A 21,210-nucleotide genomic window follows, 5' to 3' on the forward strand; every position below is an offset into this window, starting at 1 on the left:
CCTCGGTGACCCCCGCCGTGTGGCGGGTCACGTCCCGCGTGCCGTGCGCGGCCTCGGCCACCGCGCGCCCGATCTCCTGCGTCGCCGCGCTCTGCTGCTCGGCCGCCGCCGCCACCTGCGCGGTGATCCCGCCCATCTCCTCGATCGTGCGCACGATGCCCCCGATCGCCTCCACCGCCCGACCCGTCTCGCCCTGCATGGCCGCGATCTGCGCGCCGATCTCCTCCGTCGCCTTCGCCGTCTGCGCCGCCAGCGCCTTCACCTCGCTCGCCACCACCGCAAAGCCCCGACCCGCCTCSCCGGCCCGCGCCGCCTCGATCGTCGCGTTCAGCGCCAGCAGGTTCGTCTGCCCCGCAATGTCGCTGATCAGCCGAACCACGTCCCCGATGCTCCGCGCCGCCTCGGACAACCGACCCACCGCCTCGTCCGTCGAGCGCGCGTCCAGCGCCGCACGCCTGGCCACCTCCGCGCTGCTCGTCACCTGACGCGACACCTCGGCGATCGACGCCGCCAGCTCCTCGGCCGACGCCGCCACCGTCCCCACGTTGGCACTCGCCTCCTCCGACGCCGCCGCCACCGCGCCCGCCCGCTCCACCCCGGCGCTCGCCGTGCCCGCCAGCTCCCCCGCCGTCGCGTCCAGCTCCGCCGCCGCCGCGGTCACGTCCCGCAGCACCTCGGCCGTCCCCTCCTCGAACCCACGCACCAGCGCGTCCACCCGCGCCCCCCGCTCCTCCTTCTCCCGACCCTCCTCCAGCCGCGCGGCGGCGAAGCGGTCCTGCTCCAGCGTGAGCCGGCGGAAGGTCTCGACGGCCTCCGCCATGCCGCCGACTTCGTCGCGGCGCCCCGCGCCGGGGATGGCCGCCTCCGCGTCGCCGGCCGCGAGGTCGCGCATGCGCTGGGCGATCTGCCCGATCGGGCGCGCGACCCCCGCCTGCATGAGAAGGAGGGCGAGGCCCGCGGAGAGCACCGTGCCGAGCACCGAGGCGACCAGGACGTTGCGGTACACCGTCTCGTTGAACCGGTGCGCGGCGTCGGCCGAGGCGTTCACCTCGTCCGCCAGCCGGTTCACCTCCTCCACGAGGAGGGCGCGCGCCGCGGCCTGGGCCGGGGTGTAGCGGTCGAGAAGGGCGCGGCGCGCCTCCTCCGCCCAGTTCATCGCGAGCGCCTTGCGGACCTCCTCGCTCGTCTCGCGCGCCTGGAGCAGGCGTTCGTGGAAGGCGGCGAGGCGCGGGGCGAGCGCCGGCAGGGCCTGCTCGGCCCGCGCCAGGCGATCGTCGACCTCGTGCCGCGCGGCGGCCACCTCCGCGAAGCTCGCCTCCACGCGGGCGGGCTCGTCCTCCAGCACGGCCGCGGAGAGGAGGCAGGCGGTGTCGAGGAAGGCGGTGTTCGCCCGCGACAGCCACAGCGCGGCCATCGCCTGCCGGTCCACGAGGTTCCCGTAGAGGGTGTCGGCGTCGTGCAGGCTGCTGGCCCCGTACCAAGCCGTCCCCACGGCGGAGGCCGCCATCAGGGCCAGGGCGATCAGCAGCTTGCGAGCGATTCGGAGGTTCTGGAGGAGTCGCATGTCGGCCCGTCGGCGGTTGGCCGCCGGAAGGGACCACCAAAGCCTGAAGAGGGCCTTAACGGGGCGGCCTCAGACGTGCTGCCCGCCGTTGATGTGGATCTCCGCACCGTTCACGTAGGAGGACGCGCCGGAGCAGAGGAAGAGGATCGTCTCCGCCACCTCCTCCGCCGTGCCGAGCCGCCGCATGGGGATGTCGCGCTCCACGATGTCGGAGGTGCCGGGGGAGAGGATGGCGGTGTCGATCTCCCCGGGCGCGATGGCGTTCACGCGGACGCCGTGGGCGCCGAACTCGTGCGCCATCTCCCGCGTCAGCGCCGCCAGCGCGGCCTTCGAGCAGGCGTAGGCCGTGCCCGCGAAGGGGTGCACGCGCGACCCCGCGATGGAGGTGACGTTCACGATGCTTCCCTTCCCCGCGCAGAGCTCCGGGAACAGCCCGCGCGCGAGGGCCGCGGTCGAGAAGAGGTTCACGTTGAACACCGAGTTCCACACCCCGGGATCGGAGCCGAGCGTGCCCAGCCGCGCGCCGCCCTCCCCCTTCGGCGAGATGCCGGCGTTGTTCACCAGCGCGTGCAGCCGCCCCTCCGGCAGGCGGTAGCGCACCACGTCGATCAGCGCCGAGACCTGCGCCGCGTCCGACAGGTCCGCCTGGAGATGGCTCCAGCGCGCGTTGGGCCAGCGGCACTCCTCCGAGAAGGGCTGGCGGGAGACGGTGAGGATGCGCCAGCCCTCGGCCTGGAAGCGCTTCACCGTCGCATGGCCGATGCCGCGGCTGGCGCCGGTCAGCAGCATGATGCGGGTGCCCGGCGGCGCCGGGACGGTCGGGACTTGGTTCGGCATGGCCAGGGCTCCGCTGCGCGCGGCGCCAGATGACGCCCGGGACGGGGCCGGGGCAAGCGCCCACGTTGCGGCGCAACGGGCGGAGGGCGCGGGGCCGCGCGCGGGCGCAGCCTGGGGCCGAACCACGGGAGCCCCCCATGCCGAACGCCTTCCGCCGCCTCGCGGCCTCCACCGTCGCGGCCCAGGCCTCGGAGCAGGTCGCCCTCGCCGCCGCGCCGCTCGTGGCGGTGCTCGCCCTCGGCGCCGGCGCGGCGGAGACAGGGTGGCTCCAGGCGGCGCAGACCCTGCCCTTCCTCCTCCTCGCGCTGCCGGCCGGCGTGCTGGCGGACCGCCTCCCGCGCCCCCGCCTGATGATCGGGGCCGAGGCCCTGCGGGCGGCGACCCTCCTCGCGACCCTCGCCCTTGCCTGGGGCGGGGGGCTGGGCCTGGCCGGGCTTGCCGCGCTCGGCTTCCTCGGCGCCGCGGGGACGGTGGCGCAGGGCGTGGCCGCCCCGGCGCTGCTCCCCGCCCTCGTCCCGCGCGAGGGGCTGGCCTCCGCGAACCGCTGGCTGGAGCTCGGGCGGAGCGGCGCCTTCGCGGCCGGGCCGGCGCTCGGCGGCGCGCTGGTCGGCGGCACGGGCGCGGGACCGGCCTACGGGCTGGCCGTGGGGCTCTCGCTGCTCTCCGCCGGCCTGCTGCTCGGGCTGCGGGAGCCCGCCCGCGCCCCCGCCCCGCGCCGCCACCCGCTCCGCGAGCTGCGGGAGGGCGTGGGCTTCGTCCTCGCCCACCCGCTGCTGCGGCCCATGCTGCTCACGGCGGTCCTGTTCAACACCGCGTGGTTCATCCTCCAGGCCGGCTACGTCGTGCACGCCGTGACGCGCCTCGGCCTCACCGCCGGCGGGGTGGGGCTCACGCTCGGCCTCTCCGGCGCGGGGATGGTGGCGGGCGCGCTGGCCGCGCCCCGGCTCGCGCGGCGCCTGCCGCTCGGCGGGCTGATCGCCCTCGGCCCCTGCGTCGCGGCCGCGGCGTCGCTGATGATGCTCGCGACCGCCGCCCTGCCCTCGGCCGCGCTCGCGGGCGCCGCGCTCTTCCTCTTCGGCGCGGGGCCGATCGTCTGGACGATCAACACCACCACCCTGCGCCAGGCCGTGACGCCCGGGGCCATGCTCGGCCGGGTCTCGGCGACGGTGATGACGGCCACCTTCGGCGCGCGGCCGCTCGGGGCGGCCCTCGGCGCGCTGCTGGCGGCGCGCCACGGGGTGGAGGCCTGCCTCCTCGCCTCGGCGATCGGCTTCCTGGCGCAGGCCGCGGTCATCCTCTCCTCGGGTGCCTCCCGGCTGCGGGCCCTGCCGCGGCCGGCGTGAGACGCCCCCGCGGGTGGCCTGACGGCGGCCGCGAATGGGGGCAAGCTCCACCCCCGAAGGAGCCCCCATGCCGAGACCCGCCCGCCGCCTGCCCGCCCCCCGCGCCATGATCGTGGCCCCGCAGCCCGAGGCCGTGGAGGCGGGCGCGGCCGTGCTGCGCGGGGGCGGGAACGCGCTCGACGCCGTCATCGCCTGCGCCCTCACCCAGGGCGTGGTGGACCCGATGATGTGCGGCCTCGGGGGCCTGGGCGTGCTGCACGTGCTGGACCCGGCCCGCGGCCAGCACGTCGTCCTCGACGGCCTCTCGGCCGCGCCCGCCGCCTGCACCGAGGGCATGTGGGCGGACCTCTACGAGGGCGAGTGCCCGGACGGCTTCGGCTACATCGTCCGCGGCAAGGTGAACGAGATCGGCCACCGCGCGGTGACCACGCCCGGCATCCTCCGCGTGCTCGGCATGGCGCACGCGCGCTTCGGGCGCGCGGAATGGGCCGGGTTGTTCGACCCCGCGATCGGCTTCGCGAGCGAGGGATGGCTCGTCCGCCCGCACGTCGCCACGATGTTCCACCTCGACGAGAAGGCCTATGGCCGCCTGCCCTACGCGGCCAAGCTCGGCCTGACCGAGGACGGGCGGCGCCTCTACATCGGCGCGGACGGCGCGCCGCGGCGGCTGGGCGAGACGATCCGCAACCCCGACCTCGCGGCCACGCTCCGCGGCGTCGCGCGCGACGGGGCGGAGAGCCTCTACACCGGGGAACTCGCCCGCCGCGTGCTGGCGGACATGGCGGCGAACGACGGTCTCCTCTCGGCGGCGGACCTCGAGGGCTTCGTGCCGGCCTGGCGCGAGCCGCTCTCGGTGACCTACCGCGGCTTCCGCGTCGCGCTGCCGCCGCCGCCCGCGGGGGGCGTGGTGATCGCCGAGATGCTCCGCATCCTCGAGCGCTTCGACCTCGTCCCGCTCGGCCACAACGCGCCCGAGTACATCCGTGTGCTGGCCGAGGCGATGAAGACCGCAACGCGCGACAAGGACCGCCACATCGGCGACCCCGACTTCGTGCCCCCGCCCCTCGATAGGCTGCTGTCCGACGCCTACGCGGACGAGCGCGCCGCCGCCATCCGGGCGGGCGAGAAGGTGTCGCTCCCGCGCGCCGGGTCGGAGGCGAAGCACACCACCACCGTCTCCTGCGTGGACGCGGAGGGGATGGTGGTCTCGCTGACGCACACGCTCGGCCTGCCGTCGGGCGTCATCCCGCCGGGCACGGGATTCATGCTGAACGGCGGCATGAACAACTACGACCCGCGCCCGGGGCGGGCGGGGTCCATCGCGCCGGGCAAGCGCCGCTTCTCCACGATGTCGCCGGCGATCGTCTTCGACGGCGCGACCCCGGTCGCGACCCTCGGCTCCCCCGGCGGCGCCTGGATCACGGTCGCCATGATGCAGGTGCTGGTGAACCTCATCGACTGGGGCATGACCATGCAGGAGGCGGTGATGGCGCCGCGCTTCTCGGCCACCAGCGACGCGGTCGACATCTCCAACCGCATCCCGCGCGCGGTGCAGCGGGCGGTGGAGGCCATGGGCTACCCCGTGCGCCGCAACCCCACCAGCTACCCCTTCGCCGCTGTGCACGGCATCACGATGTGGGACGGCGTGCTGGAGGGCGGCGCCGACCCGCAGCGGGACGGGTATGCGGCGGGGGTGGGCTAGACCTCCAACCCCGCCGTTCGCCCGGCCCAGACGCGCGCCACCGTGCCCGGCGTGAGCAGCCGGCGCGCCGTCTCCGCCGCCTCCCCCGGCGAGAGGCTGGGCACCGGGCGGGCCGTGGCGCCGGCGGCCAGCGCCACGGCGGCGTTCTCCGCCATGTAGATCGCGATCATCACCGCCGTCGCGATGTCCGGCCCGACCACCACGGCGCCGTGGGCGCGCAACAGGGCGGCGCGGGCCGTGCCGAGGCCCGCCGCAAGGGAATCCGCCTTCTCGACCGTGTCCACCAGCATGCCGCCGGCGCCGAAGGGCGCGCTGTCCCAGACCGGGATGTCCCAGCCCGCCACGGCCCCGGTGTGGAAGACCGGCCGCAGCGCGGGCGCGCCCGGCAGGGTGAAGGGCAGCAGCGGGCGGGCGTGGTGGTGGATGGAGACCTGCACGTCCGGCCGCGCGGCAAAGAGGCGGGCGTGCAGCACGGCCTCGGAATAGGCCGCGACCGCCGGGTCCTCGCAGGCGCCGTCCGGGCCGTGGCGACGAAGGTCGGAGGGAGCAACCCGGTTGGGCGGGAGGGCGCGGGAAAGCCAGAAGCGCGAGGGGTCGCCGGGATCGCGGAGCGCGACATGCCCGAAGTCGTCCACGATGCCGTCGCGGGCGAGGAGGCGGTTCGCCAGGGCGAGGTCGCGCAGCATAGTCTCGTTCATCTCGAATCCGTCCGGCCAGGGATGAGCCCGCCCATGCACCGCCGAAGCCTTCTTGTCATGTCGGGGCTCGCGCCGGCCGTCGCGCTGGCCCAGCCGCGCGCGGTGCGGGTGGTGGTGCCCTACCCGCCCGGGGGCGGCATCGACATCTCCGGCCGCCTCTTCGCCGAGGCCGTGGCGCCGTTGCTGGGCGAGGCCTGGGTCATCGAGAACCGGTCGGGGGCGAACGGCTCCGTCGGCAGCGCGGCGGTGGCCCGGGCGGAGGCGGACGGAAGGACGCTGCTCTGCAATTCCGACAGCCACCTGCTCGCCCGCGGCGTCATGCGCGGCGTTCCCTACGATCCCGTGGCCGACTTCACCCCGGTGGCGCGGCTGGCGGTCTCGCCGCTCGTGCTGGTGGGGGCGCCGGGGCTGCTGCCCGCGGACCTGCCGGCGCTGCTGGCCGACGTGCGGGCGAACCCGGAGAAGCACGCCTTCGCCAACACCTCCCTCGGCACGGCCGGCCACCTCGCCACCGAGGTGTTCCGGCTGGAGGCGGGAGCGCCCGTTCTCGTCGTCTCGTACCGGGGGACGGGGCCGGCCCTGCAGGACGTGGTGGGCGGGCAGACGAGCCTGATGATGGCGCCCCTGCTCTCGGCCCTGCCCCTCATCCAGGCGGGCCGGCTGCGTGCCTATTGTGTGACCGGCGCGAAGCGGGCGGCCGTCGCGCCCGGCATTCCCGACGCGGCGGAGGCGGGGATGCCGTCCCTCGCGCCGATCGCACCCTGGTTCGCGCTCTGGGGCCCCAAGGGCCTGCCGGCCGCCCAGGTGGCACGGGTGAACGACGCGGTGCAGGCCGCGGCCGGTCAGCCCGAGGTGCAGCGCAAGCTCGCCGAGCTCGGCGGCGAGGCCGTGACGGGCGAGAGCCCGGAGGCCTTCGCCGCCCTCATCACCGAGGCTGCCGCGCGAGGGCTGTCGATCCTGCGCCGGGCCGGGGTGCAGCCGGAGTAGCGCCCTAGCGCAGCGTCTCGCGCGTGATGCCGCCGCCACTCGGCGCCGCCTGCATCGGCGGCAGCGCGCCCGGTGCCTGCCCCATGGGCGCCTGCGCCACCGGGGCGCCGCCCCCGGCGCCGTAGCGCATCAGCGCGGCGCGCAGCGTGTCGGCGGCCGGGTTGTGCGCCTGCATGTCGAGCACGATCTGCCGCGTCGCGACGGGGCGGCCGTAGTAGCCCGAGTTGAAGTCGCTCCGGCTCGAGAGGAGCGAGCCCTCGAGCGAGATCCCGGCGTAGAGGCCGCGCGTGCGGGCGTAGCTGACGATGTCGGCGCCGACCGCGGTCGTCGTCGCCCCCGCGATGCCGCCGCCGATGGTGGCCAGCGCGACCGAGGCGTCGGCGCCGAGCTTCACCTGGCTGTCCATGACGGCGCCGAGCCCCTTGTCCGTCAGGATCAGCATCATGACCTGCGCGTCCTGGATGCCGATCTGGAAGCCGAAGCTGGCCGAGCCGATCGTGTAGAAGGCCGGCGAGGACCAGGAGCCGGCGCCGTCGCGCGCCGTCAGCACGCAGTCGCCGCCCTGGCCGCCGAAGATGAAGCCGGCGCGGAAGAGGCGCGGGCAGATGAGCACGGCGCGCGCCTGGCGGAGCAGGCGGTTCACGTCCCGCACCGCGTTCTGGTCGCCCTCCGTCAGCATCTCCTGCACGGTGAGGGTCGCGCGGTCCACCAGCCCCTGCTGCTCGGACTGGGCGAGGGCCAGGCGCGGCAGGGCGGCCATGGCCAGCCCCGCGAGAGCCCCGACAAGCATCATCCTGCGCCGCATGAAGTTCTCCCCCCAACCCCTTGCCTCGGCAGGAGACTAGCCGCTTCGTTCCGGGGAGGCCAGAGCCGCGGCGGGGCGGTCGGCTGCCTCGGGATCAGCCGGCGGGCGGCTCCTCGTTCACCGCCCAGATCCGCCAGTGGCCCCGGTCCCGCTCCAGCCGGGTGAGCGAGAGGTTCTTCACGCTGAACTGAAGCGCCTGGTAGGGGGTGAAGGCCCCGGCATGGGCGAGCGCCGCGCGGATCGAGCCGCCATGGGCGACGATCACGACGTCGCCATCCGGGTTCTCGTCGGCAATCCCCTCCAGCGCGGGGCCCACGCGGTCCACCACGTCCGGCAGGCTCTCGCCCCCCGGCGGCCGCTCGTCGGCGCCGTGCATCCAGAAGGGGTGCGGCGGGTCGCGCAGCATGGCCGTGAAGGCCTCGTGCGACATGTCCTGCCACTCCCCCAGGTCCTGCTCCATGAAGGCGGGCACCTCGGTCAGCTCCTGGGCGGGGTAGCCGGCGGCGAAGATCGCCAGGGCCGTCGCGCGGGTGCGGGCGAGCGGCGTGCAGTACCAGCGGGCCGCGGGCGGCAGGCGCTCGGCGAGCCAGGCATGGGCGGGCCGCTCCGCCGCCAGCGTCTCCTCGCAGAGGGCGACGTCCATCGAGCCGTAGGCGGTCAGCCGCGCCGCGGCCTCGACCAGCGCGTGGCGGATGAGGAAGATTCGGGTGCTTTCCGTCATCCCGCGGCCATACGACAGGCGGCCGCGCGCGGCGAGAGGCGCCTATTCCCCGATCGTCAGCAGGGCGCCGCCCTCGCGGGCGCGGCGGAACTGCCCCATGAAGACCCAGGCCATGGCCGCGATCCAGAGGAGGTCCAGCGCGAAGGCCCAGGCGAGGTGGCCCCAGTCGACGCGCCCCTCCAGCAGCGCGGCGCGCATGCCCTCGAAGACATGGGCCGAGGGCGTGGCGAGCGCCACGGGCTGGAGCCAGCTCGGCAGGACCGAGACGGGGTAGAAGACCGCGGAGATCGGCGCGAGGCCGAAGAGGACGGACCAGGCGAGGGATTCCGCCCCCGCCCCGTGGCGCAGGATGAGGGCCGTGACGCCGAGCGCGACCGCCCAGCCCATCATCATCAGCGCCGCGAAGAAGAGCACCACCACGGGCCCGAGCGCAAAGAGGCCGAAGCCGTAGAGCAGCCAGGCGAGCAGCACCGCCGGCATCACGCCGATGAGCATCCGCAGCGCGCTCAGGCAGACCAGCGCCGCCACCAGCTCCCAGGGGCGCAGCGGCGAGACGAAGACGTGGCCGAGGTTGCGCGACCAGATCTCCTCGAGGAAGGAGACGGCGAAGCCCATCTGGCTCCGCAGCGCCACCTCCCAGAGCAGCACGCCCCCGAGCAGCGCCCCGGCCGCCAGCGTCGCCGTGCTCTGCCCCATGCCCGCGACGTAGGCGGTGACAAAGCCCCAGACGATCATCTGGAGCACCGGCCAGTACATCAGCTCCACGACCCGCGGCCAGGAGCGGCGGAACAGGGCGAGGTGGCGGTAGACCATGCCCCAGACCCGCCGGGCCGAGGCCAGCGCGGGGGAGCGGGCCCGCCCCTGGCCGGGAACCGGCCCCGTCGTGTCGCGCATCCCCTGCCCTCCCTGGTGCGGGGCAGTTAGGGGCCGCGCCCGGCTGCGTCCAGCGCCCACGGTTTGGTGGCGCGGATCGTCAGCGCGGGCGGGCGGCCTCCGCCGCGGCGGGCGCGCGGGAGAGGGCGACGCCGGGCGCGGGGCGCACCGCCGCGGCGATGCCATCGGCCAGGGCCGCGGCGACGCAGTCGTAGCCGAAGTCGGTGTGGTGGAGCCCGTCCGGGCCGATCACCGCCGTGTCCGGCACCCCGTCCTGCCGCCACCCCCGCATGAGCGCGCCGCGGGCGAAGAGGGGCACGCCGCGGTCGCGGGCGATGTCGGCCGTCAGCGCCTCGATGCGGGCCTTCGCCTCCGGCAACGCCTCCATCCGCGGGGCCTCCTGCCCGTCCATCAGAATCACCTCGATGCCGGCGGCGCGAAGCTGGTCCAGCCCGGCCTCCACCCGGGCGCGGTAGGTCTCGGGCGGCACGCCGCGCAGCACGGCGTTGCTGCCGACCTGCCAGACCACCAGCGTTGGCGCGGCGTCGAGCACGTCGCGCTTCAGGCGCAGCATCATCTCCTGCACCTCCTCCCCGCCCCGGCCGCGGTTCAGCACGGCGATGGGACGGCCCGGCAGCGCCTCCCGCAGCCGGGCCTCGAGGCGCGCCGGGTAGGTCGCCCCCGGCCCGCTGGCGGCGAAGCCCTCGGTCGAGGAGGAGCCGAAGGCGAGGATGGTGACCGACCGCCCGGCCGCGAGCGCCGCCCCGGTCGCGGGCAGGGCGAGGGACGGCACGGGCCCGGCGGGGCAGCCGGCCCGGGCCGGCAGCGCGAGGAGGGCGGCGAGGCCGCCGATCATCAGGGCACGGAGCATCCCTAACCCTGGCACGCGCCGCCGGATTCCACCAAGCGCCCCCTTCCGGCGCCCTCCCCCGGCCTGGAGCATCCCGGCATCCCACCATCTTATGTCTCGCCATCGGGCGGCGGCGGTGCGTTCCTGGGGCATGGAGGATCGGATGGAGGGATCGGTGGGGGCCCCGGCCGCCGGGGAGGGGCGGCGCCCGCGGGACCTTCGGGCGGACTTCTTCCGGGGCATCGCCCTGTGGTTCATCTTCATCGACCACATCCCCGACAACTGGCTCGGGCACGCGACGCTGCGCAACGTCGCCCTCTGCGACGCGACCGAGGCCTTCGTGCTGCTGGCGGGCTACGCCGCCGGCATCGCCTACGGCGGCGTGCTGGACCGGGAGGGCTGGCTCTTCGCCGCGGCGCAGGTGGTGCGGCGGGTGGGCACGCTCTACGTCGCGCACATCGTGCTGTTCGTGATGTTCACCGCCCAGGTCGGCTACTCCGCCGCGGCGATGGACGCCTCCATCTACATCGACGAGCTTCACCTCGACGCCTTCGGGGACCAGCCCTACCGCGCCCTGCTCGAGGCGCTGCTGCTGCGCTTCCAGCCGGCCTTCCTCAACATCCTGCCGCTCTACATCCTCCTGCTGCTGCAGTTCGCGCTCGTCCTGCCGCTGGTGCGGCGGCCGCGGCTGCTGCTCGCGCTCTCGCTGGGCCTCTACGCGGCCACGCGCCTGCTGGAGCTAGAGCTGCCGACCTGGGCGGGCGGCGGCTGGTTCTTCAACCCCGGCGCCTGGCAGCTCCTCTTCATGGTCGGGGTGGTCCTCGGCTACCGGCCGCCCGGCGCCGCCGCGGGGCCGCTGCGGGTGCCCTGGCGGCGCTGGGCGGGCGCGCTCTGCGTGGCCTGGCTCGCCCTCGGCTTCGCGCTGCTCTTCCTCGCCTGGCACCGGCCGGACCTCGGCCAGGCGGCGCCCCTCTGGTTCACGGGCGTGCTGACGGAGGTGGACAAGACGGCGCTGCACCCCTTCCGCCTGGTCTCGATCCTCGCCCTCACCTACCTCCTCGCCCACGCCGTGCCGGCCTCGGCCGCCTGGCTGCGCCACCGGGCCGCCTGGGCCTTCCTGGCCATGGGCCAGCAGGGGCTGCCGGTGTTCTGCAGCGGGATCCTCTTCTCCTTCGTCGGGCGGCTTGCGCTGGAATATAACGACCGCGTTATCATGCAGGCGGCGGTGAACGCCGCGGGGCTGGCCAGCCTGGTCGCCGTGGCCTGGCTGTCCGGTTGGTACAAGCGAAAGGAGCGGGCGCGGCGGTCGGTGCCGGCGCTGCCCCCCGGGAGGCCGGCATGAGGTGGTGGAGCCCGCGCGTCGCGATCCGGTCCCGGGGCAGGCCCCCCGGCGCGGCCCGGCCGCCGGCCTGGGGGCGGCGGGCATTCCTGGCCGCGGCCCTCGCGCTGGCCGCCGCGCCCGCCCCCTTCGCGCCCGCCCCCTTCGCGCCCGCCTGGGCCGCCGCGCCCACCTCCTGCGAGGCGCCGCCCGAGCTGCTCGACAACGCCGCGCCCCTGCCGGCGACCGAGCGCGCCCTGGCCGAGGGCGCGCTCCGCGTCCTCGTCGTCGGCTCCGCCTCCGTCCTCGGCCCGGGCAGCAGCACCCCCGCCCATGCCTGGCCCGCCCGCCTGGAGGCCAGCCTCCACGAGAGCCGGCCCGCGCTGCGGCTGGAGGTGAAGGTGCGCGGGGGGCGCGGGCTGACGGCCGCCGACATGCTGCCCCTCATCGAGGGCGCGACGAGCCCGCCGCCCCACCTCGTCATCTGGCAGGTCGGCACGGTGGAGGCGGCGCGGGGCCTCGAGCCCGACTGGCTGGCCGGCCGCCTGGCCACGGGGCTGGAGGGGCTGAAGGAGCGCGGCATCGACGCCGTGCTGATGGACCAGCAGTTCTCGCGCTTCCTGCGGGCGAACGCGGACATCAACGCCTACCAGGACACCATCCGGATCGCGGCCGCCGGGCAGGGCGCCGCCGTCTTCCCGCGCTACGAGCTGATGCGCCACTGGGCCGACACGGACCGCATCGACCTCGAGCGCGCCCCGCGCGCGGGGCGGGCGGCGATGGTGGACCTGCTGGGCGACTGCCTCGGCGGGGCGATCGCCGCCTTCGTGCTCCGCGGCGCCTCCCTCGCAGCGGGGCCGCGGCCCTAGGGCAGGGTCAGGCCTCCCCCGGCGCCTCGCCGGGCGGCGGCGCCCGCCCCGTCACCTCCGCCACCGCGCGCGCCTGGGCGAGGAGGAGGCGGCGCCCCTCCCGGTCCAGTCCGTCCCAGATCTGGCCGAGCTCGGCCCGGCCGGCCGCGTCGCGGACCGGCGCCGGCGGGGTGGGCCGGAGCGTCAGCACGAACGATTCAGCACGGGCGGCTCTCCTCCGGCGGCTCGAAGAGGTCCGGCTGGCACTCGGCCGCGCTCTGGCGGTCGCGCAGCGCCTGGGCCGGCCCCCAGAGCCAGTCCCCCTCCTCCATGGAGAGCGAGGCGATCATGTCGAGCACCGCCCGCGGCGCCCGGTCCCGCGCGCCGCCGGTGGCGACATAGGCCGCGACCGCCCGCTCGAGGCAGGTGGCGGCGTCGAGGCCGCGGCCGGCCGATTCGCGGTAGATGATCCCGACCGCGCGCAACTGCCGGGCGGGCCAGGAGGCGCAGGGTTCGGGCTTGTACAGGCGTTCGTGGCTCACGCGGCGGTCCTCTCTGGCGCTCCGCAAGGGGGGCGGCGGAAGGCTAGGACACCGTGAACGATTCGGGAACATCGAAGTTTGCGACGGCGGCGCCGCGGATCACCCGGCGCCGGTCGGCCCGCCGCGGCCGGGTCCGGCGGCGGGCCCACGCGAGCGCTCCAGCTCCATCCGGTAGACGAAGCGGCTCGCCTCGTACCAATTAAAGGAGGCTATGAGGACGCCGACGCGGGAGAGATAGCGCCGGTGGACGCACATCCCGATCGTGTCCGGCGGAAGGCCCAGCGAGGACCAGACCTCCTCGGGCATCAGCCCCGCGGTGATCTCCTGCACGACCTGCTCGATCGGCTCCTCCGCGCGCTCCGCCAGCATCGCGTAGAAGGGCCCGAAGGAGCCCGGCCTCTCCAGCGCGAGGCCCGCCAGCCGGCCGGGGATGAAGGAGCGGTTGAAGCAGAACGGCGCCCCTTCCGCCTGCGTCCGCCGCAGGCCGTCGATGCGGTGCCACGGCCCCTGGTCGTCCGGCGGCACCGGGGCGGGCGGCGCCGGCACCTCGCGCCGGTCGATCACCGTGAGATGCGTGTCGACCGAATGCTGGAACAGCTCCTCGACGGTGCCGATGCTCTGCACGTAGGCGGCGCGGGGATGCCGCGACACGACGACCGTGCCGGCCTTCTGGCGGCGGCTGAGCATGCCCTGCTCGACGAGCAGCCGCAGCGCCTCGCGCATCGTGTAGCGGCTGACGGCGAACTCCGCGCAGAGTTCCGTTTCCGCCGGAAGAACACCGCCGACGGGATAGGTTCCCTCGGCGATGCGCGCGCGGATCCTCTCCATGATCCGCCGGTACCGGGGAAGCGCGCTCACCCGCGCCTCTCTCTGCCCGGTGCGGGAGCGGGCCGTGCCCGGCAGCGGGCAAGCTGCCGAATCTTCATCCACCGCCTGGCTTGGCCATCGATCATCCCGGGTCATTCGGCGCTTGACACGCAGACTGCCGTCGGCGCGCAATTTGTCCAGACATAATCGCGACCCCGAGCCGATGGATGGCGCATGAATCCTGGCACCCTTTCGGAGCGCTTCGCGGAGCACGCGCTGTCGGCGCGCTTCGAGGATCTGCCCGGCGACGCCGTCGGCCAGGCGAAGGTCTTCATTCTCGACACGCTCGGCGTCGGTGTCGCCGGCTCCTCCGCCTTCGGCGCCGACCGCATCCTCGCGGCCGCGGGCGACTGGGGCGAGGGATCGGCCGTGACGCTCTGGGGGCGGCGCGGCCGCGCGCCGGCCGGCATCGGGGCGATGGCCAACGCCTTCGCCGTGCACTGCCAGGAATACGACTGCGTCCACGAGGGCGCGGTGCTCCACCCGCTCGCCACCGCCCTGCCCGCCGCCATCGCCCAGGCGGAGCGCGCGGGCGGCGTCTCGGGGCGCGACCTCGTCACGGCGGTCGCGGTCGGCGTGAACGTCTCGGCCGGCCTGGGCATCGCGTCCCGCTCCGCCATGCGCTTCTTCCGCCCGGCGACCTCCGGCGGCTTCGGGGCGACGGCGGCGGTGGGGCGGCTCATGGGGCTGGACCACGCCCAGCTCGTCGACGCCCTCGGCCTGCAATACGCCCAGACCAGCGGCACGCTGCAGGCGCATGTCGAGGGCAGCGTCGCCCTGCCGCTCCAGGTCGGCTTCAACAGCCGCGCCGCCCTGCAGTCCTGCGACCTCGCGCGCGCCGGCGTGCCCGGCATGCGCGACGTCTTCGAGGGACCCTACGGTTATCTCCGCCTCTTCGAGGGCGAGTGGGACCTCGCCGCGACGACGGAGGCGCTGGAGGGCCGCCGCTGGCTGGTCGCCGAGCTGAGCCACAAGCCCTATCCCGCCGGCCGCGCGACGCATGGCGGCGTCGAGGGCCTGCTCGAGCTCATGCAGGGCGTCGCGCCCGCCGAGGTGGAGAGCGTGGTCATCACGGGCCCGCCCGTCACCGCGCGCCTCTGCGGCCGGCCGGACCGGCCGGACCCCTCCCCCAACTACGCCCGCCTCTGCATGGCCTACGTCGCCGCCAAGGTGATGCTGCGCGGCGGCATCGACCTCGCGCATTACCGCGGCGACGAGCTGACGGACCTGGAGACGCACGCGCTCGCCGCGCGCGTCCGGATGGAATCCGACGGCGGGTCCGACCCGAACGCGCTGGTGCCGATCGAGGTGCGGATGACGCTGACGGACGGGCGGGTGCGGCACTGGCGCTGCGAGCAGATGCTGGCCAGCCCCGCGCGCCGCCTGACCCGCGAGCAGCACCTGGCGAAGTTCCACCGCTGCTGGGAGTTCGCGCGCGACCCGCTGCCGGCCGCCGCGCGCGACGCGCTGATCGCCATGGTCGACGACCTCGAGAACCTGCCGGACCTGCGGGCCCTGACCGCATTGCTGGCGCCGTGAGAAGGGGACTGCGCATGAGGTTCAAGGGACTGGCCGCCGCGGCCCTCGCCGCCCTGCCGCTGCTGGCGCCGCCGGCGGCGGGCCAGGGCACGCAGCTCCTCTACCTCGCGGAGGACGTGCCGGCGGGGCTCGACTACGACGGCCCGGCGGTCACCGTGAACACGTCGCAGGTCGGCTTCATCAACATGATGGACACGCTGGTCGACTACCCCATCGCCGGGGAGAACGACGAGGGCATCCGCCGCCTCGACTTCTCGCGCTTCGAGGGGCGCCTGGCGGAGTCCTGGGACTACGACGCGGCCACCCTCACCTGGACCTTCCGCCTGCGGCAGGGCGTGAAGAGCTGCGCCGGCAACACCTTCACCGCCGACGACGTGATCTACACCCTTGCCCGCGGAAAGTCGGTCAGCGGCACGGCGCCGATCAACTGGTTCCTCGGCAGCCTCGCCTCCATCGCGGGCTTCGACCGCGGCGTCTTCACCGGCGGCAGCCGGGAGCTCGGCGACGCCGTCGAGAAGGTGGACGACCACACGATCCGCATCCGGCAGTCCGCCAGCAACAACCTCTTCCTGACGGTGCTGACCGTCTACTCCATGGCGCCCTTCGACAGCGTGGAGATGCGGAAGAACGCGACCCCGGAGGACCCCTGGAGCCACACCTACGCCAACACCGTGAACGCCGCGGGCTTCGGCCCCTACTGCCTCGAGCGCTGGGTGAAGGGCGACGAGTTCGTGCTGCGCGCGAACCCCGACTACTACCGCGGGCGGCCGCAGATCGACCGCGTGGTGATCAAGCGCGTGCCGCAGAGCGCCAACCGCGCCCTCACCCTCCGCTCCGGCCAGGCGCAGCTCACCCAGCGGCTCACGGCCCGCGAGTTCGAGCAGCTCTCCCGCGCGCGCGGCGTGCGCGTCGCCGGCATCTTCGGCAACGAGACGCTGCTGATGGGCCTCAACTGGCGCACGCCGCCCTTCGACAACCCGAAGCTGCGCCAGGCCATCGCCCTCGCCATGCCGCTCCAGCAGCTCTCCCGCATCGGCTACGCCGGCCAGGCCCGCCCCTGGGAGGCGCACTTCACGGAGGTGCTGAACGGCTACGTCCGGCCGGAGGCGCAGTACCCGCAGAACCTCGACCGCGCGCGCCAGCTCCTCGCCGAGGCCGGCTACCCCGGCGGGCGCGGGCTGGAGGCCTTCCCGGACGCGCTCCGCCTCTCCTTCACCGCCGAGCGCGAGTCCTATCTCGGCCCCCTCGCCACCGCCATCCAGTCGGCGCTGCGCGACATCGGCGTGCCCATCCAGCTCGACCCCCTGCCGCAGACGCAGTTCGCCGACCGGCGCATGGTCAAGAAGGACCTGCCGATGTCGCTGAGCGACACCGAGAAGCCGGTGGGGCCGGACGTCGTCTACGCCACGCGGCTGTTCTTCGTCTCGCCGCAGGCGGGCGGGGTGAACAACATCACGAACTACAGCAACCCCGAGCTCGACCGCCTCTTCGGCGAGGCGCAGACCGAGCCGGACCCGGCCCGGCGCGCGCCGCTGGTCAACCAGATCCAGCAGATCGTCCAGCGGGACCTCGCCTGGATCCCGCTGCTGGAGACGCGCACGCAGTGGGCCTTCTCGGACCGGCTGTCGGGCCTCACCTGGCACCCGGACAACTCGCTCCGGCTCTTCGAGCTCCGGCTCGCGCCCTGACGGCCCGGCAGGCGTGACGCCCCGATGATCGGCTTCGTCTCCCGGCGCCTGGCGACCGCCCTCGTGCAGCTCGTCGGGCTGGCGCTGGTGGTGTTCTTCGCCATCCGGCTGCTCCCGGCCGATCCCGTAGCGCGGCTGGTCGGGCTCAACGCCTCGCGCGACGCCTACCTGACCGCGCAGCGCTCGCTCGGGCTCGACCGGCCGGTGGCGGAGCAGTTCGGAAGCTACCTCGGCGTGCTGCCGGGGTCGTCCGGCCTGCTGCAGGGCGACTTCGGCCGCTCCTGGGTGACGGGCGACCCCGTGGCGCAGGAGATCGGCCGCGTGCTGCCGATCACGCTCGAGCTGATCACCGTCTCCTTCGTCCTCGCCTTCCTCGTCTCCGTGCCGCTCGGGATGATCTGCGCCATCCGGCCCGGCGGCGCCGCGGACCGCGCCACCTTCGCCTACAGCCTCTTCGCGGGATCGCAGCCGGAGTTCTGGTGGGGGCTGCTGTTCATCTTCGTCTTCTTCGCCGAGCTTGGCTGGGCGCCGGCGCCGCTCGGCCGGCTGGACCCGATGTCCACCCCGCCCGCGGTGGTCACCGGCTTCATCACCGTCGACAGCCTTCTCGCGGGCAACATGGCGGCCTTCCGCGACGGCGTGCACCACCTGATGCTGCCGGTGCTGACGAAGGTCTTCGTGCTGTCCGGCCCCATCGTGAAGATGGTGCGCCAGAACATGGTGCGGGTCATGGCCTCGGACTACGTGCTCTTCGCCCAGGCGTCGGGCCTCACGCCCGGGCGCATCGCCCGCATCGCCCTCAAGAACGCGCTCGCCCCGGCGCTGACGCTGCTCGGCGTGCTCTACGGCTACATCCTCGGCGGCGCGGTGCTGATCGAGACGGTCTTCTCCCTCGGCGGCATCGGCAGCTACGCCGTGCGCTCCGTGCTCGCCTTCGACTACCCCGCCATCCAGGCGGTGGTGCTCGTCATCGCGGCGGTCTCGCTCCTCGTCTACCTCGTGCTCGACCTGCTGCACGCGGCGCTGGACCCGAGGCTGGTCGGATGAGCGACGCGCCCGCCGTTGAGGCCGCCCTCACCGCTCGCGACCTCCGCGACGGCGCGGCCGCGCCGGTGCCCGACCGGCTGTTCCGCCTCGGCGCCGCCACCGTCGCGCTCTCGCTCGTGCTCATGGTCGTCGGGCCCTGGATCACGCCCTACGACGTTGGGCGCCCGACCGACGACATCGCCGTTCCGCCGCCCTCCCTCGCCGAGGTCCCCGGCCTTCTCTGGGCCGTGCTGACGGGGCGGCCGCACGAGCCGGTCTACTGGTTCGGCACCGACGCGTCCGGCCTTGACATCTTCTCCCGCGTCCTCGCGGCGCCGCGCGCCGACGTCGCCATCGCGGTCGGGGCCAACCTCGTCTCCCTCGCCCTCGGCAGCCTGCTGGGCCTGCTGGCCGGCACCGCGCGGCCCTGGCTGGCCGGGCTCGTGATGCGGCTGTCGGACCTCGTGCAGGCCTTCCCCGTGTTCATCACGGGCATGATCCTCGTCACCCTGGCCGGGCGCAGCCCGACCACCATCGTCCTCACCCTCGCGCTGCTCTACACGCCGATCTACATCCGCCTGACCCGCGCCGAGGTGCTGACGCAGCGCGGCCGCGGCTTCGTCGACGCCTCCCGCGCGCTCGGCAAGCGCGAGGCCTGGATCGCGCTGCGGCACGTCCTGCCGAACGCCCTCGTTCCCGCCATGATCCAGGCCTCCGTCACCGTCGGCTTCGCCATCCTGATGACGGCCGGCCTCTCCTTCGTCGGCGCGGGGGTGCGGCCGCCGACGCCGGAATGGGGGCTGATGATCGCGGCGGGCGCCGACGGCATCGTGCAGGGGGAGTGGTGGCCCTCGCTTTTCCCGGGCCTGGCCATCTCGATCACGGTCTTCGGCTACGCGGCCTTCGGGAACGGGCTGGAGCGGCGCCATGCCCGGTGACGCCCTCCTCTCCGTCCGCGGGCTGACCGTCGCCTTCAACGGCGTCGCGGCCGTCTCCGACCTCGACCTCGACGTCATGCCCGGGGAGATCCTCGGGCTGACCGGCGATTCCGGCGCCGGCAAGTCCACCCTCGGCCTCGCCCTCCTCGGCCTCACCCGCCCGCCCGGGCGCATCCTCCGCGGGCGGGCGGTGCTGGAGGGCACGGACCTCCTCGCCCTTCCCGAGGCGGCGCGGCGCCGGCTGCGCGGCCGCCGCATCGGCCTGATCGTGCAGAGCCCGCGTGGCGCCCTCAGCCCGCTGCACACGATCGGCGCCCAGATCGGCGGCGTGCTCCGCGCGCACCTCCCCCTGTCCCGCCCCGAGGCCGCGGCGCGGTCGGTCGGGCTGCTCCGGCGCCTCGGCCTCAACGACCCGGAGCGCCGGGCGGGCGCCTATCCCCACGAGATCAGCGGCGGGATGGCCCAGCGCGTGCTGATCGCCATGGCCGTCGGCGCCGGGCCGCGCCTGCTGGTGGCGGACGAGCCCACCAGCGGCCTCGACGTCACCATCCAGGCCGCCTTCCTCGACGAGCTCGCCGCGACGGCGCGCGCCGCGGGCTCGGCCGTGCTGCTCATGACGCAGGACCTCGGCATCATCGCGAACTACTGCGACCGGGTGGCGGTGATGCAGGGCGGCCGCATCGTCGCCGAGGGCGCCACGCGCGCCTTCTTCGCCGCGCCCGCCGACGACTACAGCCGCACCCTCCTCTCCCTCCGCCAGGCCGCGCCCCCGCCCGCCCCCGCCGAGGCCGCGCCGCTGCTCCGCGTGACCGGGCTGTGCAAGCGCTTCCGCCTGCGCGGCAGCGGCAAGACCCTCCAGGCCGTGAACCGGGTGGACCTCGCCATCGCGCGCGGGGAGACGCTCGGCCTGGTCGGCGAGAGCGGCTCCGGCAAGACCACCGTGGGCCGGCTTCTCCTCCGCCTGCTGGAGCCGGACGGCGGGGAGATCCTCTTCGAGGGCCGGGACCTGGCCCGCCTCCCGCCCGGCGAGCTCCGCCGGACCCGCCGGCGCGTGCAGATCGTGTTCCAGGACCCGCAGGACGCGCTCGACCCGCGATGGACCGCGGCCGAGATCCTGGGGGAGGCCCTGGAGAGGCGCGACCCCGCGCGCGTCGCCGAGCTCCTCGCGCTGGTGGGCCTCGAGCCCGGCGACGCGGCGCGGCGCCCCCGCGGCCTCAGCGCCGGCGCGCAGCAGCGCCTGAGCATCGCCCGCGCCATCGCGGCCGACCCCGCGCTGATCGTGCTCGACGAGCCGACCTCCGCGCTCACCCCCCTCGCCCGCGTCGGCATCGTGCGCCTTCTCCGCGACATCCAGGCGCGGCTCGGCACCTCCTACCTGTTCATCTCGCACGACCTGAACACGGTGGAGCAGCTCAGCCACCGCGTCGCCGTCATGTATCTCGGCCAGATCGTGGAGCAGGGCACGCGGGAGCAGGTGTTCCGCGCGCCCCGGCACCCCTATGCCCGCGCCCTGCTCGCCGCCCACCTGGCGCCGGATCCCTCGCGCCGCCGCCTCGACCGCCCCCCCGCCGCGGCGCTGGAGGGCGAGATCCCGAGCCCCGTCGACCTTCCCCGCGGCTGCTACCTCGCCGGGCGCTGCCCGGAGGCGCGGCCGGACTGCCGCAGCACGCCGCAGCGCCTCCTCGGCCTGCCCGACGGCCGGGAGATCCGCTGCCTGCCGGAGGCCGAGCGCGCCGGCGTCCTCCCCGATCCCATCCCCGCCTAGGTGTTTGGTCCCGGGGTTTGGTGGTGCGGGTCATGGATGAACCTGGACGGTTCTTCTGTCCAGGCTTTGCAGATGGCTTCGTAGGGCGTGAGGCCGCGTAGAGTCTTCAGGCGACGGGCGAAGTTGTAGGCGGCGACGAACTGGTCGAGGTGCTGTCGGAGTTCGTCGTGCGTCTCGTAGTGGTAGCGCTTAACGGTCGCGTCCTTGATCGTGCGGTTCATCCGCTCGACCTGCCCGTTCGTCCAAGGATGCCGGGGCTTGGTCAGTCGGTGATCGATGTTGTTCTGGGCGCAGGCATA

General features: G+C 74.8%; 21 protein-coding genes. 10 read left to right on the forward strand and 11 right to left on the reverse strand.

What is annotated here, in order from left to right; genetic code table 11:
* Together EAH89_RS27980 and EAH89_RS27985 are read right to left on the reverse strand one after the other, a co-directional pair.
* On the reverse strand, positions 1–1,564 hold a 1,564-nt coding region (locus EAH89_RS27980; RefSeq protein WP_140886994.1), incomplete at its 3' end, for a methyl-accepting chemotaxis protein.
* A 69-nt stretch (positions 1,565–1,633) separates the two neighbouring features.
* On the reverse strand, positions 1,634–2,401 hold the full coding sequence (locus EAH89_RS27985; RefSeq protein WP_206667711.1) for an SDR family NAD(P)-dependent oxidoreductase: 768 nt from the start codon (positions 2,399–2,401) through the stop codon (positions 1,634–1,636).
* 137 nt (positions 2,402–2,538) lie between these two features.
* Between EAH89_RS27985 and EAH89_RS27990 the strand changes: the two genes are divergently transcribed.
* Together EAH89_RS27990 and EAH89_RS27995 are read left to right on the forward strand one after the other, a co-directional pair.
* Entirely contained in the window at positions 2,539–3,744 is a 1,206-nt protein-coding gene (locus EAH89_RS27990; RefSeq protein WP_140886995.1) for an MFS transporter, read from the forward strand.
* A gap of 67 nt (positions 3,745–3,811) precedes the next feature.
* Positions 3,812–5,446 carry a gamma-glutamyltransferase family protein gene (locus EAH89_RS27995; protein ID WP_241667248.1) on the forward strand — a complete coding sequence of 545 codons (1,635 nt, stop codon included), beginning with the start codon at positions 3,812–3,814 and terminating at the stop codon, positions 5,444–5,446.
* Here EAH89_RS27995 and EAH89_RS28000 read toward each other — a convergent pair.
* Positions 5,443–6,144 (reverse strand): class II aldolase/adducin family protein, encoded by a 702-nt coding sequence (locus EAH89_RS28000; protein ID WP_140886996.1) that lies wholly within the window; start codon positions 6,142–6,144, stop codon positions 5,443–5,445. The two genes, EAH89_RS27995 and EAH89_RS28000, sit on opposite strands and share 4 nt — an antisense overlap.
* 33 nt (positions 6,145–6,177) lie before the next feature.
* Here EAH89_RS28000 and EAH89_RS28005 point away from each other — a divergent pair, with 33 nt between their 5' ends.
* Positions 6,178–7,131, forward strand: a complete 954-nt coding sequence (locus EAH89_RS28005; protein WP_161993808.1) for a Bug family tripartite tricarboxylate transporter substrate binding protein — start codon at positions 6,178–6,180, stop codon at positions 7,129–7,131.
* 4 nt (positions 7,132–7,135) lie between these two features.
* Here the strand turns inward: EAH89_RS28005 and EAH89_RS28010 are convergent, their stop codons facing one another.
* The 4 genes from EAH89_RS28010 to EAH89_RS28025 all read right to left on the reverse strand — a co-directional run bounded on the left by EAH89_RS28010 (position 7,136) and on the right by EAH89_RS28025 (position 10,401).
* Entirely contained in the window at positions 7,136–7,936 is an 801-nt protein-coding gene (locus EAH89_RS28010; protein WP_140886998.1) for a lipid-binding SYLF domain-containing protein, read from the reverse strand.
* 94 nt (positions 7,937–8,030) lie between these two features.
* Positions 8,031–8,657, reverse strand: coding sequence for a histidine phosphatase family protein (locus EAH89_RS28015; protein WP_140886999.1), 627 nt, complete (start codon positions 8,655–8,657; stop codon positions 8,031–8,033).
* Positions 8,658–8,699: 42 nt separating this feature from the next.
* Positions 8,700–9,551: an ABC transporter permease gene (locus tag EAH89_RS28020; protein ID WP_140887000.1), complete on the reverse strand. Its 852-nt coding sequence runs from the start codon at positions 9,549–9,551 to the stop codon at positions 8,700–8,702.
* A gap of 79 nt (positions 9,552–9,630) precedes the next feature.
* The gene (locus tag EAH89_RS28025) at positions 9,631–10,401 is read right to left on the reverse strand and encodes an SGNH/GDSL hydrolase family protein (protein WP_161993809.1); all 771 of its coding nucleotides are present in this window, start codon (positions 10,399–10,401) and stop codon (positions 9,631–9,633) included.
* 154 nt (positions 10,402–10,555) lie between these two features.
* Here EAH89_RS28025 and EAH89_RS28030 point away from each other — a divergent pair, with 154 nt between their 5' ends.
* Both EAH89_RS28030 and EAH89_RS28035 read left to right on the forward strand, forming a co-directional pair.
* Positions 10,556–11,722: an OpgC family protein gene (locus EAH89_RS28030; RefSeq protein ID WP_161993810.1), complete on the forward strand. Its 1,167-nt coding sequence runs from the start codon at positions 10,556–10,558 to the stop codon at positions 11,720–11,722.
* The gene (locus EAH89_RS28035; protein WP_140887003.1) at positions 11,719–12,567 is read left to right on the forward strand and encodes an SGNH/GDSL hydrolase family protein; all 849 of its coding nucleotides are present in this window, start codon (positions 11,719–11,721) and stop codon (positions 12,565–12,567) included. Before EAH89_RS28030 ends, EAH89_RS28035 begins: the two co-directional genes overlap by 4 nt.
* A 7-nt stretch (positions 12,568–12,574) precedes the next feature.
* Here EAH89_RS28035 and EAH89_RS28040 read toward each other — a convergent pair whose 3' ends face one another.
* The 3 genes from EAH89_RS28040 to EAH89_RS28050 form a co-directional block, all read right to left on the reverse strand.
* Positions 12,575–12,757, reverse strand: a complete 183-nt coding sequence (locus EAH89_RS28040) for a hypothetical protein (protein ID WP_140887004.1) — start codon at positions 12,755–12,757, stop codon at positions 12,575–12,577.
* Between the two features lie 7 nt (positions 12,758–12,764).
* A complete protein-coding gene (locus tag EAH89_RS28045; protein ID WP_140887005.1) occupies positions 12,765–13,088 on the reverse strand; it encodes a hypothetical protein in 324 nt (107 codons plus the stop codon).
* A 99-nt stretch (positions 13,089–13,187) separates the two neighbouring features.
* Complete coding sequence (locus EAH89_RS28050) at positions 13,188–13,946, reverse strand: GntR family transcriptional regulator (RefSeq protein ID WP_161993811.1); 759 nt, start codon at positions 13,944–13,946, stop codon at positions 13,188–13,190.
* 183 nt (positions 13,947–14,129) lie between these two features.
* Between EAH89_RS28050 and EAH89_RS28055 the strand changes: the two genes are divergently transcribed.
* Genes EAH89_RS28055 through EAH89_RS28075 form a run of 5 tightly spaced genes read left to right on the forward strand, consistent with a single transcriptional unit; the run spans position 14,130 to position 20,911 of the window.
* Positions 14,130–15,494, forward strand: coding sequence for an MmgE/PrpD family protein (locus tag EAH89_RS28055; protein ID WP_140887007.1), 1,365 nt, complete (start codon positions 14,130–14,132; stop codon positions 15,492–15,494).
* A gap of 14 nt (positions 15,495–15,508) precedes the next feature.
* Positions 15,509–17,182 carry an ABC transporter substrate-binding protein gene (locus tag EAH89_RS28060; protein WP_140887008.1) on the forward strand — a complete coding sequence of 558 codons (1,674 nt, stop codon included), beginning with the start codon at positions 15,509–15,511 and terminating at the stop codon, positions 17,180–17,182.
* 24 nt (positions 17,183–17,206) lie between these two features.
* Complete coding sequence (locus EAH89_RS28065) at positions 17,207–18,229, forward strand: ABC transporter permease (protein WP_140887009.1); 1,023 nt, start codon at positions 17,207–17,209, stop codon at positions 18,227–18,229.
* Positions 18,226–19,146 (forward strand): ABC transporter permease, encoded by a 921-nt coding sequence (locus EAH89_RS28070; RefSeq protein ID WP_140887010.1) that lies wholly within the window; start codon positions 18,226–18,228, stop codon positions 19,144–19,146. The genes EAH89_RS28065 and EAH89_RS28070 overlap by 4 nt, the downstream gene beginning before the upstream one ends.
* Positions 19,136–20,911, forward strand: a complete 1,776-nt coding sequence (locus tag EAH89_RS28075; protein WP_140887011.1) for an oligopeptide/dipeptide ABC transporter ATP-binding protein — start codon at positions 19,136–19,138, stop codon at positions 20,909–20,911. Before EAH89_RS28070 ends, EAH89_RS28075 begins: the two co-directional genes overlap by 11 nt.
* Here the strand turns inward: EAH89_RS28075 and EAH89_RS28080 are convergent.
* Positions 20,908–21,210 (reverse strand): integrase core domain-containing protein (locus EAH89_RS28080; RefSeq protein ID WP_140887012.1); only part of this gene is annotated, 303 nt, incomplete at its 5' end. The two genes, EAH89_RS28075 and EAH89_RS28080, sit on opposite strands and share 4 nt — an antisense overlap.

The organism is Muricoccus nepalensis, from assembly GCF_006438825.1.
GTDB classification, from domain to species: Bacteria; Pseudomonadota; Alphaproteobacteria; order Acetobacterales; family Acetobacteraceae; genus Roseomonas; species Roseomonas nepalensis.